Origin of the sequence: Pseudomonas sp. NPDC087346, from assembly GCF_044744235.1 — a bacterium.
Taxonomy (GTDB): Bacteria; Pseudomonadota; Gammaproteobacteria; order Pseudomonadales; family Pseudomonadaceae; genus Aquipseudomonas.
The window spans coordinates 84,418-98,846 of sequence record NZ_JBIUXX010000014.1 but is presented as its reverse complement, the minus strand read 5'-3'; the positions used below and the strand labels follow the sequence as shown (position 1 = coordinate 98,846).

Here is a 14,429-nt window from a genome sequence, read left to right as displayed (position 1 = left end):
CTTTGCGGATGCACTTAGAGGCAGACCCATGACCCAGGAAACCGGCGGCTTCGCCGCTTTTAATCTTAATCCGAATATTCTTGCAGCCGTCGCAGCGACTGGCTACGAAGAGCCTTCGGCTATTCAGCAGCAATCGATCCCGATCATCATGGCCGGCCAGGACATGATCGGTCAGGCGCAAACCGGTACGGGTAAAACCGCTGCGTTCGCCCTGCCGATCCTGCACCGCATCGATCCTGCTAAGCGCGAACCGCAAGCCCTGATCCTGGCGCCAACCCGTGAGTTGGCGCTGCAAGTAGCAACCGCTTTCGAAACCTACGCCAAGCAAATGCCAGGCGTTACTGTTGTGGCCGTTTACGGCGGCGCGCCTATGGGCCCGCAACTGAAAGCAATCCGTAATGGCGCACAGATCGTTGTCGCCACTCCGGGCCGTCTGTGCGACCACCTGCGTCGTGACGAAAAAGTCCTGTCGACCGTGAACCACCTGGTTCTCGACGAAGCGGACGAAATGCTCAAACTGGGCTTCATGGACGACCTGGAAGTTATCTTCAAGGCCCTCCCTGCAACCCGTCAGACTGTTTTGTTCTCGGCTACCCTGCCGCAGTCGATCCGTGCCATTGCCGAACGCCATCTGCGCGATCCGCAACACGTGAAGATCCAGACCAAGACTCAGACCGTTACCGCGATCGAACAGGCTCACCTGTTGGTTCACGCTGACCAGAAGACTTCGGCCGTTCTCAGCTTGCTGGAAGTGGAAGATTTCGACGCTCTGATCATGTTCGTACGAACCAAGCAAGCGACCCTGGATCTGGCAAGCGCCCTCGACGCAAAAGGCTACAAAGCCGCTGCGCTGAACGGTGACATCGCCCAGAACCAGCGTGAGCGCGTCATCGAGTCGCTGAAAGATGGCCGTCTGGACATCGTTGTAGCGACCGACGTTGCTGCTCGTGGTCTCGACGTACCGCGTATCACCCACGTATTCAACGTGGACATGCCTTACGATCCTGAGTCCTACGTTCACCGTATCGGCCGTACCGGCCGTGCTGGTCGCGAAGGTCGTGCACTGCTGCTGGTAACTCCTCGTGAGCGCCGCATGCTGCAAGTGATCGAGCGTGTAACCGGTCAGAAAGTTGCCGAAGTACGTCTGCCGGACGCTCAGGCTGTTCTCGATGCCCGCATCAAGAAACTGACCAACAGCCTGTCGCCGCTGGTTGCTGATGCCGAGTCGACTCACGGTGATCTGCTGGATCGTCTGACCGCTGATATCGGTTGCACCCCGCGTGCCCTGGCTGCAGCTCTGCTGCGCAAGGCTACCAACGGTCAAGCGCTGACACTGGCCGCTATCGAGAAAGAACGTCCACTGGTGCCGAACAATGCACCGCGTGGCGATCGTCCAGAGCGTACCGGTGACCGTCCTGATCGTGGTGACCGCGAGCGTCGCGCGCCAATGCCTTTGGGCGAAGGCCGTGCACGTTGCCGTACCGCGCTGGGTGCGCGTGACGGTATCGCTGCAAAAAACCTGCTGGGCGCCATCCTCAATGAAGGTGGTCTGGCCCGTGAAGCGATCGGTCGCATCCAGGTGCGTGACAGCTTCAGCCTCGTTGAGCTGCCGGAAGATGGTCTGGACAAACTCCTGACCAAACTGAAGGACACTCGCGTTGCTGGCAAGCAGTTGAAGCTGCGTCGCTATCGCGAAGATTGATCCGCCCTTGGGCTGATTGATCGAACATAAAAAATCCCCGACTGGTTCGGGGATTTTTTTTGCCTGCTATTCAGGGTCATGCAGAACCCTGTGGGAGCTAGCCTGCTAGCGATTGCATCAGCCGAAGCGATAGATATCCATACCCAGCGCGCCCATGGTGAAACCCTGATGCGCAACACTGAACTCGCCCCCGGCACCCCGCGCAAAATACAGCGGTAACAAATGCTCATCACTCGGATGGCTGCGCACTGCGCTCGGAGCCTGCTGGCGGTAGTCATGCAGCGCCGCTTCATCGTTGGTGGCGAGCTTGTCGATCATCCAGTCACGGAACTCTCTGGCCCACGGCTCGACACTTTCCGGGCCAGCATGCCAGTCCAGTTCACGCAGGTTGTGGGTGATGCTGCCGGAGCCAATCAATAGAACTCCCTGCTCACGCAGGCCCGCCAGCGCTTTCCCGACTCGGGTTTGCAGCGCCGGGCCGGCACGGCTGGGCAACGAAACCTGCACCACCGGAATATCGGCCTGCGGGTACATCAACGACAGCGGCACCCAGACGCCATGATCAAACGGGCGTTGCGGATCAAGGCGCGCAGGTAGATTGTTGGCAGTCAACAAGGCCGCGACTTCATTGGCCAGTTGCGGATCTCCCGGTGCCGGATACTGCACTTCAAACAGTGCCCGGGGGAAACCGCCGAAGTCGTGCCAGGTTTCTGGTTGCGGGTTGCTGCTGACCAGCAGCTCCTGGCTTTCCCAGTGTGCGGACACAATCACGATGGCTTTTGGCCGCGGCAGCTCGGCAGCCAGTCGCGTAAGGGCCGGACCACTGGCCCCGGGTTCCAGCGCCAGCATCGGTGAGCCATGAGAGATATACAGGCTGGGAAACATGGAAGGGCTCCTGAGCGGTAAGATGAGCTCATCTTCAGGCAGATCATTGATCTAAATCTAATATAAGTTTTAGCGCTTTTTAATCGAATTTTTGGGAGTTAGACATGCAGCCCGAGTTTTGGCACAAGAAGTGGGCTTCGAACCAGATCGGCTTCCATCTGCCAGAGGTGAACCCTTATCTGCAGCGGCATTGGGCATCTCTGGCGCTTGCTGCGCAGACCCGTGTGCTGGTGCCGTTGTGTGGCAAGAGTGTGGATTTGCGCTGGCTGGCGCAGCAAGGGCATGAGGTGCTGGGCGTCGAGTTGTCGGAGCAGGCTGTGGAAGATTTCTTTCGCGAGCAGCAACTGGAGCCGCAAATCATCGAGGAGGGCGCGTTCAAGGTGTATCGCGCCGGCTCGATCGAGTTATGGGTAGGGGATTTCTTTGCGCTGACGGCAGCCGATGTTGCCGATTGTGCGGCGTTGTACGACCGCGCGGCGCTGATCGCCTTGCCACCGCCGATGCGCGAGCGTTATGCCGCGCACCTGCAAAAAATCCTGCCGACGGATTTTTGCGGTCTGCTGATTACCCTGGATTACTATCAGACGCAGATGCCGGGGCCGCCGTTTGCGGTGGGTGATGGGGATGTTAAGCAACTGCTGAGCAGCGCCTGGCAGGTGCAGATGCTCGAAGAGCAGGATGTGTTGGGCGAGAGCTGGAAGTTCTTGCAGGCGGGCGTGACGCGGCTGGAAGAGCGGGTTTATCGGGTTTCTGGCCGGTAGAATTTTGCTGGCAATGCAGGCCTCATCGCTGGCAGGCCAGCTCCCACAGGGATTTAGGGTGTGCTGGAGATTGAAAGAACATCCCGAAACCCTGTGGGAGCTGGCTTGCCAGCGATGGGCCCAGCAAGATCACCCCATAAATCAAGCAAACAAAAAAAGGCCCGCATCACTGCGGGCCTTTTGTTTACTGCATCGGACGGATCAACCGCGACGACGCAAAGCGTCAATACGCTCTTCCAGCGGCGGGTGGCTCATGAACATGCGAGCGAACCCTTGTTTGATGCCGCCGTTGATACCGAAGGCGTTCAGGGTGTCCGGCATATGCACCGGCAGGCCCTGTTCGGCGCGCAAGCGTTGCAGTGCGCCGATCATCGCGGCGGTGCCGGCCAGGCGAGCACCGGCTTCGTCTGCACGGAATTCGCGTTTGCGCGAGAACCACATGACGATCGAGCTGGCGAGGATGCCCAGCACCAGTTCGGCGAAGATGGTCGCCACGTAGTAAGCGATGCCCTGGCCTTCTTCGTTCTTGAAGATCACTTTGTCGACAAAATTGCCGATGATCCGCGCAAAGAACATCACGAAGGTGTTCACTACGCCCTGGATCAGTGCCAGGGTAACCATGTCACCGTTGGCAACGTGGCCGATTTCGTGGGCAAGAACCGCCTTCACTTCATCCGGCGAGAAACGCTCCAGCAAACCCTGGCTGACCGCGACCAGTGCGTCGTTCTTGTTCCAGCCGGTGGCAAAGGCGTTTGCCTCGTAGGCCGGGAAAATACCGACTTCGGGCATCTTGATCCCGGCTTCGCGGGAGAGTTGCTCGACGGTTTGCAGCAGCCATTGCTCATGCCGGGTACGTGGCTGGCTGATGATCTGGGTGCTGGTGCTCATCTTCGCCATCCACTTGGAGATGAACAGCGAGAACAGCGAACCGGCGAAACCAAAGACCGCACAGAAAACCAGCAGCTGACTAAGGTTGAGATCAACCCCGTTGGCCGCCATGAACCCGTTGAAGCCGAACAGGCTCAGGGTGATGCTGGCTATCAGCACGACCGCCAGGTTAGTGGCCAAAAACAGCAGGATGCGCATCATGGTTGTAGAAATCTCCTCAAGCTAAAGATGTAGCGTACTGCGGGGTATATAAGGTGCTGCACCGGGCTATTCAACTGAGTGACTATTTCAAACTGTGTCCTACAGCAGATTCCTCGGTATTTGCGCCTGTTCCCCCGGCCGAAACTGCAACAGACGACAGACAGCCATCACCCGCCGCCGTTACGTCAGGTGCGGATGATCTGATTGAATCGCAAGTGTAGAAGGCGCTGGGGGGCTGGTGATGCAGAAGTGTTGCTGAATCAGACAGTGCGCAACGTTTTGGGCCGTTGCGCACTGATGGCCGGTTACTGGCGGTAGGTTTTGAGGAAGTTGCCGATGCGTCCGATGGCCATGTCCAGTTCATCGACACGGGGCAGGGTGACGACGCGGAAGTGGTCTGGCCATGGCCAGTTGAACGCGGTGCCCTGGACCACCAACAGCTTCTCGGACAGCAGCAGATCGAGCACGAACTTTTCGTCGTTGTGGATCGGACAGACCTTCGGATCGATGCGCGGGAACGCATACAACGCGCCCATCGGCTTCACGCAGCTGACGCCCGGGATGTCGTTGAGCAATTCCCAGGTGCGGTTGCGCTGTTCCAGCAGGCGACCTTGGGGCAGAACCAGATCGTTGATGCTCTGATAGCCACCCAATGCGGTCTGGATCGCATGCTGGCTCGGCACGTTGGCACACAGGCGCATGTTGGCGAGCATGTCGATGCCTTCGATGTAGCTCTGGGCATTGTGCTTCGGCCCGGAGATCGCGATCCAGCCGGAGCGGAAACCGGCTACGCGGTAGGACTTCGACAGGCCGTTGAAGGTCAGGCACAGCAGATCCGGGGCCAGCGATGCGGTGCAGATGTGCACGGCGTCGTCGTAGAGGATCTTGTCGTAGATTTCGTCGGAGAACACCACCAGATTGTGCTTGCGCGCGAGTTCGAGCATGCCCAGCAGGACTTCCTTCGAATACACCGCGCCAGTCGGGTTATTCGGGTTGATGATCACCAGAGCCTTGGTGTTCGGGGTGATCTTGGCCTTGATGTCAGCCAGATCCGGGAACCAGTCGGCACCTTCGTCGCACAGGTAGTGCACCGGATTACCGCCGGCCAGGCTGACGGCGGCAGTCCACAGCGGATAGTCCGGCGCTGGCACCAGCACTTCGTCACCGTTGTTGAGCAGGGCCTGCAACGACATCACTATCAGCTCGGACACACCGTTGCCGAGGTAGATATCTTCGATGCCGACGCCTTCGACCTGCTTCTGCTGGTAATACTGCATCACGGCCTTGCGCGCACTGAACAGGCCTTTGGAGTCGCTGTAGCCCTGCGCAGTCGGCAGGTTGCGGATCACATCCTGAAGGATTTCGTCCGGCGCTTCGAAACCAAAGGGCGCCGGGTTGCCGATGTTCAGCTTGAGGATGCGTTGGCCTTCCTCTTCCAGACGTTTGGCGTGCTTGAGCACCGGGCCGCGAATGTCGTAGCAGACGTTGGCGAGCTTGTTCGATTTGCTGAACTGCATGGCGATGTGATCCCGAAAATGAACGATCCAGACGGCGGATGGACAACCGTACTGGGATTCCTGCGTCTTCGCACAGGCGGACGTCTTGCGCCGTGGCGCCAAGAATCCGTTTGAATGCGCCCGGTCTGACTGCCAGACTGGCGTGTGACGAGGCGCAATCATACGTGCCACCCGATCCGTGGAAAAGGTACAGATCGGGCTTTTTCAGCCGCTGAGGTGTGATGATGGAAAAGTTGGAAAAAACCCTGGAAGAATGGAAAGCCATGCTCGACCCGCAGCAGTACGAGGTCTGCCGCCTCAGTGCTACCGAGCGACCGTTCTCCGGCAAGTACAACGCCACTAAAACCGATGGCGTTTATCACTGCGTCTGCTGCAACGAGGCGCTGTTTGACTCCCAGACCAAATTCGACTCCGGATGCGGCTGGCCGAGCTTCTACGCGCCGATTGGCGAGAGTGCGATGACGGAAATCCGTGACACCACTCACGGTATGATCCGCACCGAAGTGAAATGTGCCCGTTGCGATGCGCACCTGGGCCATGTGTTCCCGGACGGCCCGCCGCCGACTGGCCTGCGTTATTGCATCAACTCGGTGTGCCTGGATCTGGTTCCCCGCGAGTAATCGCATGACCTGTTGGAGCAGCCAGTGGCGGTTCCAACAGGTTTTTTATTGATTTATTAAATTGCATACAATTCAATTGCTCGCTATGTTTGTTCCTTCTTCGTCATTTCCGAGTGCGCACACATGAGCGACAACCTGCTGGACATCCCGTGCACCACCATCAAGGGTGAACAAAAGACCCTGGCCGATTTCGCCGGTAAAGCAGTGCTGGTGGTCAACACTGCCAGCAAGTGTGGTTTCACCCCGCAGTACAAAGGTCTGGAAGAGTTGTGGCAGACCTACAAGGATCAGGGCCTGGTGGTGCTGGGGTTTCCGTGCAATCAGTTCGGCAAGCAGGAGCCGGGCAACGAAGGGGCGATCAGCGAGTTCTGTGAGCTGAATTTCGGTGTGAGTTTCCCGCTGTTCAAGAAGATTGAAGTCAATGGCACCGGCGCCCATCCGCTGTTCGTGCAATTGAAGAAGCGCGCGCCGGGCCTGCTCGGTTCTCAGGGCATCAAATGGAACTTCACCAAATTCCTGATTGGCAAGGACGGCCAGTTGGTCAAACGCTTCGCGCCGGCCACCAAGCCGCAGGATCTGAGCCGCGAGATTGAAGCCCTGTTGAAATGAACGACCTGCCCGTTGATTCGCTGAAGCTCGACAGTCAGTTGTGCTTCAAGCTGTACGCCGCGTCCCGGGAGGTGATTCGCGCCTACAAGCCGATGCTCGATCAGCTTGGCCTGACGTACCCGCAATACCTGGCGATGCTGGTGTTGTGGGAATGGCAGGAAACTGCGCCTGAGCAGCCCACGGTCAAAGCCTTGGGTGAGCGTCTGCTGTTGGACTCCGGCACGCTGACGCCACTGCTCAAGCGTCTTGAGCAGTTGCAATTGGTGCTACGTCGTCGCTCGGCACGCGATGAACGTGAAGTGCATCTGAGTCTGACGCCTGAAGGGCTGGCGTTGCGCGAGCAGGTCGGGCCGATCAAGGCCCGTTTGCTGTGCGACAGTGGTGTCGATCTGGATCGCTTGAGTGAGTTGCGTAACGGCCTCGATCATTTGCTCGGGCAAATCAGAGCTGCGTCGTAGTCGGTATCCACAGGTCCAGCAACGCCGCGAGTTCTTCGCGGCGAAACGGTTTGGCCAGGTAATCGCTCATACCCGCCGCACGGCAACGTTCGCGCTCTTCGGACATGGCGTTGGCGGTCAGCGCGACGATCGGCAGGTTCGGCCAGCGTCCGCTCTGGCGAATCTGCCGGCTCGCTTCGTAGCCATCCATGACAGGCATGTTGCAATCCATCAGCACCAGATCGAAGGCGTCGTGCTCCAGTTGATCGAGCGCCTCTGCGCCGTGCGCCGCTACCACCACTTCACAACCGAGTTTGCCGAGCATGCCTTTGGCCACCAGTTGGTTGACCGGATTGTCCTCGACCAGCAGCACTCGCCCGCGACGTCTGCCTGGCAGTGATTCGAGACGCGCGTCGTTGATGTTGGTGGTCTCTGCTTGCAGGACTCGCCGCAGGGACTGATACAGCGCATTACGCGCCAGCGGCCGAGCCTGTTGTTGCAGAGGCGCAAGTGCGGCGGCTTCCTCGCTGGGCATGAAGCTGCCGTAAGCGGTGACCACCAGAATCGGCACGCTGAGGGTCGGGCGCAGGGCGAACAGGCATTCCGGGCAGTCGGTTATCAGCACGTCCGGAGACAGGCCGAGTAACGGGTCGTCCATCGAGCGCTGTTCATATTCAATACCCCAGCCCGGCAGCAAGGTCTTGAGCAGTTCGGCCAGGCCGCTGCTGGCGGCGGTGATCGCCAGCACTTTGCCGTGCAGCGGGGCGGGAACCACCGCACGGGTGTGGCAAGGCAGCGGCAGTTCGGCGCAGAACTGACTGCCGAAACCCGCCTCGGAACTGATGGTCAGCCGCCCTTGCATGGCTTCGCAGAGGTTATAAGTCAGCGCCAGGCCAAGGCCGGTGCCGCCATATTGGCGGGTAATACCGGCGCCGGCTTGAGTGAACGGCTGGAAGATTTTTACCTGCGCTTCCTGGGCAATGCCGATACCGGTGTCACAGACCTCGATGCGTACGCCGTCCTTGTACGCCGACAGGCGCACATCGACCCGGCCGAAACGGGTGAACTTCAGCGCATTGGACAACAGGTTGCTGACGATCTGCCGTACCCGCGTCGGGTCACCCAGCACCAGAGCGGGGAATTGCGGGTCGATCAGGCAGGTCAATTCGACACTTGGTGCGGCGTTCTGCGACAGCAGGTTGGCGGTGTCTTCGATCAGCGAGCCGAGATCGAACGGGATGTGTTCGAGTTCCAGTTGCCCGGCATCGAATTTCGACAGATCGAGAATGTCGTTGAGCAACTCGACCAGAACCTTGCCCGAGTCATGCGCAATGGACAGTTGTTGCTGCTGTTCGGCATTCAACGGCCCGTCGAGCGACAGGGCTATCATGCCCAGCAGGCCGTTGAGCGGCGTGCGGATCTCGTGACTCATGTTGGCGAGGAACACCGAGCGCGCTTCGGCCATGTCCAAAGCTGTGCTGCGGGCGACCTCAAGCTCCTCGTTCGACTGGCTGAGGCGGGCGTTGATCGCCTTCAGTTCGGCAGTACGTGCCGAGACGATGTGTTCCAGTTGCCCGAGGTAATCGGTCAGGCGATTTTCGGCGTTACGCCGTTGCTGGATTTCCGTGGCGATGTTTTCGAATTGCTGGTTGGCGACCTTGACCAGCACGCCGATCTCGTCGTTGGCGTGCCCTGCCGGGCATTCCAGGGTTGTGGCCTCGGCGCTGCGCGGGTCGCGTCCGCTGAGTTCGCGTATGACCCGCACCAGCGGTTTGGTCAGCATCACGTAAAACAGCGCGAGCAGAATGCCGGTGAGGATCAGGCTGCGGGCAAACCCATTGAGCAGGGTGACTTCGGCCCGTCGCAGAAAGCGACTGCCGAACGCGTAAGTATCAACTTCCAGTTTCAGCACACCCAAAGATTCGGTCGGTAAATGATCGAGGTACAGACGGTCGTTGAACTCGCGTTTTGCGCCGAACAGGAAGTCACTGATCACCCGATAACCGCTTTGCAGCCCAGGTCGTTTGACGCTGGCGAGTACGTTGTCGTTGTTGTCGGTCAGTTGCGCGGAAATGATTGCCGGCGAACGCAGCAGTCCCAGCGTGAGTTCCTGAGCCAGTTCGGCGTCGATGTTGTAAGCAATACGGGACGCCGGATTGTGGCTGATTTCCAGTAAAGACAGGATTTCACGGTTGATAGAGGCGTCTTCGCTGGCATAATCGATGCCGATTTGCAGCAGGCTGAGCAGCGTGCCCAATATGAACCCGACCAGCACGGTAAGCCGGGCCTGTTTGTAAGACAGCCGGTGGGTGAATTTGATATCCATGGGGTGTTGAACCACTTCCGTTTCCCTTCGCTGCTCAAGCATAGTCGATCATGTATGGATGCCGAGGTTCCCGAATCGCCTTGTAACAAGGCTTGGAGCGGAAAACTGGATCTGTGCATTGTCGCAGGATCGCCATCATCACTGTGAACGTGCCCGAGGAGAAGACGTGGATTCCCGATTGAATGCTTTTCTTGAACGTGCCGAGTCGGTTCTGGCACGGATCGAACCGCTGTTGCCGGCCACTCGGCCGGTGATCGACTGGAACACTTGTCTGGCCGCACGCTGGCAGCGCGACGGGCGCAGCGGTTATCTGCTGCCGCTGGAAGTCAGCCTCGACATGCGCCTGTCCGACCTGATTGGTGTTGACCGGCAACTGGAGCAACTGGGTCGCAACACCCGGCAATTCCTCGACGGCATGCCGGCCAATCACGCCTTGCTCTGGGGTTCGCGTGGTACCGGTAAATCTTCGTTGGTACGGGCACTGCTGGCCGAACACGCCGGCGCCGGTCTGCGTCTGATCGAGATCGAGCGCGACCATCTGGCTGACCTGCCGCGAGTGGTCGAACAGATCGGCAAGCTGCCGCAACGCTTCGTACTGTTCTGTGATGACCTGTCCTTCGAGTCCGGTGAAGGCGACTATCGCGTGCTGAAAAGTGTGCTCGATGGCTCGCTCGAACAAGCCCCGGACAACGTCTTGTTGTACGCCACTTCCAACCGCCGCCACCTGGTGCCGGAGAAGGAAAGCGACAACGAGAACTGGAAACGCGTCGATGGCGAACTGCACCCAAGCGAAGCAGTGGAAGACAAGATCGCGCTGTCCGATCGTTTTGGCCTGTGGCTGTCGTTCTACCCGTTCACCCAGGAACACTTCCTCAATGTCGTCGAGCACTGGATCGGCCAGTTGGCCGCCAAGGCCAACCTGAGCTGGCAGCGCGATGAACAGCTGGACATCCTTGCCGTGCGCTGGGCAACCGGTCGCGGCAATCGCAACGGACGTTGCGCGTACCAATTCGCCCGTTACTGGGTGGGACTGAAATTGTTGGAGCACAAGGCATGATTGATTTGCAACAGAGCGGCCAGGGCCTCGAAGGCTATGGCATGTTGGCCGCGCAACTGGAATCGCTGTTGGCGGACGAGCGCGACTTCATCGCCAACGCCGCACAGTTTTCGGCGTTTCTGTTTAACCAGCTCGATGATTTGAACTGGGCCGGTTTCTACCTCAACCGCAACGAAGAACTGGTGCTCGGCCCGTTTCAGGGCCAGATCGCCTGTGTGCGTATTCCATTCGGGCGCGGCGTCTGTGGCGCGGCGGCAGCTACTTTGCAGACTCAGCGGGTCGAAGACGTTCATGCGTTCCCCGGCCACATCGCTTGTGACAGCGCATCGAACAGTGAACTGGTCGTGCCGTTGGTCAAGGATGGTCGCCTGATCGGCGTTCTCGACCTCGACAGCCCGAAACTGGCGCGTTTCGGCGCGCAGGATCAGGCCGGAATCGAGCAGTTGGCGGCGATCTTCCTGCGCCTGACCGACTGCTGATCAAGCGGCCAGACCGGCCTTGCGTAACAGGCTGGCCGGATCTACCGCGTCGATTTGCGCGGGCTCGAGAAAGCGCGTGGCGTATTGCATGTACACGCCATCGTTGATGAACAGACCGAACAATTGCGCATCGATATGGGCATCGCGGCACATCGTCGCCATGATGCCCAGCGCCTCACTCAGGGTCTTGGCTTTCTTGTAAGGCCTGTCCGCTGCGGTCAGCGCTTCGAAAATATCGGCAATCGCCATCATCCGTGCCGGCAGGCTCATCTCTTCGCGCTTCAGGCGTTTCGGGTAACCGGTGCCGTCCATTTTTTCGTGATGACCGCCGGCGATTTCCGCGATGTTGTTCAGGTGTCCGGGGAAGGGCAGGTGGCTGAGCATCAGAATCGTCTGCACCATGTGATGGTTGATGATGTAGCGCTCTTCCCGAGTCAGCGTGCCGCGCGCAATGCTCAGGTTGTACAGCTCGCCGCGGTTGTATTTGTATTGCGGGGCGTCAAGCTTGAACCCCCATGGATTGTCCTCAGGGATCAACTCGCTTTCCCCGCGCTCGAACAGATGCTCGGGTTTGTCTGCCAGCAATGGCTCGCTGACCGGCAACTGCGATGCTGGCGTTCGTGCCTGTCGCCGATTTTCTTCCCATGACACCCCGAGGCGGTCATCCAGCGTGCGCGTCCAGGTGCGTTGCGCAAGTTCGTTGAGTCGTTGCCGATCGGCTTCGGCCATGGCTTCCCCGCCCAGATTACAGCGGGCAACGAAGGCGAAATCATCATCCAGACCGGCAAGGGTGGCGTTGCGCAGTTCGCTCAGTTGCGTGTTGTCGCCGCCCAGCGCCAGTGCCTGCCAATAGCTGACCCACGCATCGCGCTTGAGCACTTCGAAACGGGTGCGGATTTCGTGGATGCGGTCGTTGAGGGTTTCCAGTTTGGTGGCTTTATCGACCACGTACTCCGGCGTGGTGACTTTGCCGCAGTCGTGCAGCCAGGCCGCGATGTGCAAGGCTTCCCAATCGTCTTCGCCTGGTTGGTAGGCGGCAAAGGCCGGTGCCTGACTGGCGGCAGCGGCGTGCGCCAGCATCATGGTCAGCTCCGGTACGCGTTGGCAGTGGCCACCTGTGTAAGGACTTTTTGCGTCGATGGCACCCGCGAGCAATTGAATGAAGGCGTCGAGCAGTTGTTTCTGCTTCGCTTGCAGACGCTGGCTCTCGATGCTGACTGCCGCGGCACCGGACACTGCTTGCAGGAAAGCTATGCGGTCGGGGCGCAGTTTTTCCAGATCCTGAGCGGCGCCGCTGTCGTTTATCAGCAGGATCAGCAGGCCGATGGTTTCGTTATGCCGATTGCGCAAACGGATACCGATCAGATGCACCCGTGGTGAAGTCATCGCGAGCAAGACTTTTTGCAGATCCCCGGCCTGTTCGAAGCCGAGGTTGCTCACCACATTGTCGGCCTCGACCAATTGCCGGAACCATTCCGGCCCCTGATCCGCGCGCAGATCGTGGCCTTGAATGTCGAAGGTTTCCAGCGCTTGGGAGACGTCGTCGATCACCAGTCCATAAGGCTCCATCCGGTCACCATCGCTTTCGCGCAAATAGATCAGGCCGGCCTGGGCCTGGGCGATGTGCACCGTTTCAAATAGCACGCGCTGCAACAGCGGGGCGAAACGGGTTTCGGCGCACAGGCTGTCGGTGATACGAAAGAAGCTCGCCAGCGTGTCTTTCATCCGCGCCATCGACAGGCTTAGCTGATCGACTTCCAGTACCGGTGAGCGGCGGGTGACCGGAAAGTTGAAATCGAAACTGCGGATGGCATCCGCTTCTCTGACCAAGGCGTGCAGCGGTTTGACCAGAATTCGCGAGATCAACCAACCCAGCGGCAGGCACAGTAACAATGTCGCCAGCGTGATCAGCGCGCCTTGCCAGCGCATGCGATAGGCATCCACCAGCAATTCGTCTTCCGGTACCAGCAATGCCATCTGCAAGCCTTTCGGCCCGCCTTCTTGCAGGCGGCTGCGGGCGACGATCCATTGGCGCCCATCGACCTCAAGCCGTTTGCCTTGGTGTTCCGTTGAAAGCAGTGCATGCAGGGTCGGGCTCAGGTCGGCAGCTTTGGCCAGACGTGCGGTGCGGTCGTCAACGATCAGACGACTGCTGTCAGGATAGGCCACGGCATTGCCTTCGGCATCGAACAGGACGATTTCAGTGGCCGGGGTCACCACATGTTTGGTCAACGTCGCGGAGAGCGCGGCCAGAGTCAGGTCGGCGCCGATCACGCTTGCCGCGCCGCTGCGCCGCGCCAGGGTCGTGCCGACGTTGTGGGTGGAGAAAAACACGTAGGGTTCGGTAGTGATCTGATCGCCTTGGGCAATGGCGTTCGAGTACCACGAGCGGCTGCGCGGATCGTAGCTGTCGTCGGGATTGTCCTGGTGGCCGATGGGTTTTAGCGCTTGATCGAAGAACAGCGACTGTGAGGACGCTTTGCCGCTGGCGTCATGCTCGATGCTCCAGACTTGATAGGCGGCGGCCTCCGGAGCCTTGAACAGGCTTTTCAGTGCGGCGGTGCGCAACGGGCGCACCATGAAAAAGTCGCCGTTAGCGTAACCGAGGTACAGCGAAGCGAGATCGGGGTTGTCCTTGAGCGACTGACTGAACGGCTTGAGCAGCGCCAGACGTTGCTCAAGATTCGCAGACTCGCTCGCAGGATTGATGGCCAGCAAACTCAGCAAGTGCCGAATCGGCTCGTATGTCGAATGCAGATCAAGACGTACATCCTGTTCGATGCGATTGAACAGGTTCTCGCTGCTCGAAAGGATGACGCGAGTTGTCTGGCGGTAATTGAACAGGCCCAGCACCACGCCAGTGAGCAACAGCAGAAACGTGAACATGACACTGATGTGCACATGCAGCGGGAATCGCCGTTGATCCGGGCGCAGTGGGCTTGGCATT

At 59.3% G+C, this 14,429-nt stretch carries 12 protein-coding genes; 7 read left to right on the top strand and 5 right to left on the bottom strand.

Annotated features, from left to right (window positions below):
* The first annotated feature begins 28 nt into the window (after positions 1-28).
* On the top strand, positions 29-1,702 hold the full coding sequence (locus tag ACIOZM_RS11465; protein WP_401213498.1) for a DEAD/DEAH box helicase: 1,674 nt from the start codon (positions 29-31) through the stop codon (positions 1,700-1,702).
* Between the two features lie 117 nt (positions 1,703-1,819).
* Here ACIOZM_RS11465 and ACIOZM_RS11460 read toward each other — a convergent pair whose 3' ends face one another.
* Entirely contained in the window at positions 1,820-2,587 is a 768-nt protein-coding gene (locus ACIOZM_RS11460; protein WP_401213444.1) for a DODA-type extradiol aromatic ring-opening family dioxygenase, read from the bottom strand.
* Between the two features lie 104 nt (positions 2,588-2,691).
* Between ACIOZM_RS11460 and ACIOZM_RS11455 the strand changes: the two genes are divergently transcribed.
* Positions 2,692-3,348, top strand: coding sequence for a thiopurine S-methyltransferase (locus ACIOZM_RS11455; protein ID WP_401213441.1), 657 nt, complete (start codon positions 2,692-2,694; stop codon positions 3,346-3,348).
* A 201-nt stretch (positions 3,349-3,549) separates the two neighbouring features.
* Here ACIOZM_RS11455 and htpX read toward each other — a convergent pair whose 3' ends face one another.
* Positions 3,550-4,437 carry a protease HtpX gene (gene htpX / locus ACIOZM_RS11450; protein WP_401213439.1) on the bottom strand — a complete coding sequence of 296 codons (888 nt, stop codon included), beginning with the start codon at positions 4,435-4,437 and terminating at the stop codon, positions 3,550-3,552.
* Between the two features lie 305 nt (positions 4,438-4,742).
* Positions 4,743-5,954: a pyridoxal phosphate-dependent aminotransferase gene (locus ACIOZM_RS11445; protein WP_401213437.1), complete on the bottom strand. Its 1,212-nt coding sequence runs from the start codon at positions 5,952-5,954 to the stop codon at positions 4,743-4,745.
* 224 nt (positions 5,955-6,178) lie between these two features.
* On the opposite strand from ACIOZM_RS11445, the gene msrB reads away from it, so the two are divergent.
* From msrB to ACIOZM_RS11430, 3 genes are all read left to right on the top strand, one after another.
* A complete protein-coding gene (msrB, locus tag ACIOZM_RS11440) occupies positions 6,179-6,574 on the top strand; it encodes a peptide-methionine (R)-S-oxide reductase MsrB (RefSeq protein WP_401213435.1) in 396 nt (131 codons plus the stop codon).
* Between the two features lie 123 nt (positions 6,575-6,697).
* Positions 6,698-7,183 (top strand): glutathione peroxidase, encoded by a 486-nt coding sequence (locus ACIOZM_RS11435; RefSeq protein WP_401213432.1) that lies wholly within the window; start codon positions 6,698-6,700, stop codon positions 7,181-7,183.
* Entirely contained in the window at positions 7,180-7,641 is a 462-nt protein-coding gene (locus ACIOZM_RS11430) for a MarR family winged helix-turn-helix transcriptional regulator (RefSeq protein WP_401213430.1), read from the top strand. Before ACIOZM_RS11435 ends, ACIOZM_RS11430 begins: the two co-directional genes overlap by 4 nt.
* On the opposite strand, the gene ACIOZM_RS11425 is transcribed toward ACIOZM_RS11430, so the two are convergent.
* Positions 7,625-9,946 (bottom strand): response regulator, encoded by a 2,322-nt coding sequence (locus ACIOZM_RS11425; RefSeq protein ID WP_401213427.1) that lies wholly within the window; start codon positions 9,944-9,946, stop codon positions 7,625-7,627. The two genes, ACIOZM_RS11430 and ACIOZM_RS11425, sit on opposite strands and share 17 nt — an antisense overlap.
* Positions 9,947-10,112: 166 nt before the next feature.
* On the opposite strand from ACIOZM_RS11425, the gene ACIOZM_RS11420 reads away from it, so the two are divergent.
* Both ACIOZM_RS11420 and ACIOZM_RS11415 read left to right on the top strand, forming a co-directional pair.
* Entirely contained in the window at positions 10,113-11,003 is an 891-nt protein-coding gene (locus ACIOZM_RS11420; protein ID WP_401213425.1) for an ATP-binding protein, read from the top strand.
* The gene (locus tag ACIOZM_RS11415; RefSeq protein ID WP_401213422.1) at positions 11,000-11,482 is read left to right on the top strand and encodes a GAF domain-containing protein; all 483 of its coding nucleotides are present in this window, start codon (positions 11,000-11,002) and stop codon (positions 11,480-11,482) included. The genes ACIOZM_RS11420 and ACIOZM_RS11415 overlap by 4 nt, the downstream gene beginning before the upstream one ends.
* Here ACIOZM_RS11415 and ACIOZM_RS11410 read toward each other — a convergent pair whose 3' ends face one another.
* Positions 11,483-14,428 carry an HD domain-containing phosphohydrolase gene (locus ACIOZM_RS11410; protein ID WP_401213419.1) on the bottom strand — a complete coding sequence of 982 codons (2,946 nt, stop codon included), beginning with the start codon at positions 14,426-14,428 and terminating at the stop codon, positions 11,483-11,485.
* Position 14,429: the final 1 nt, after the last annotated feature.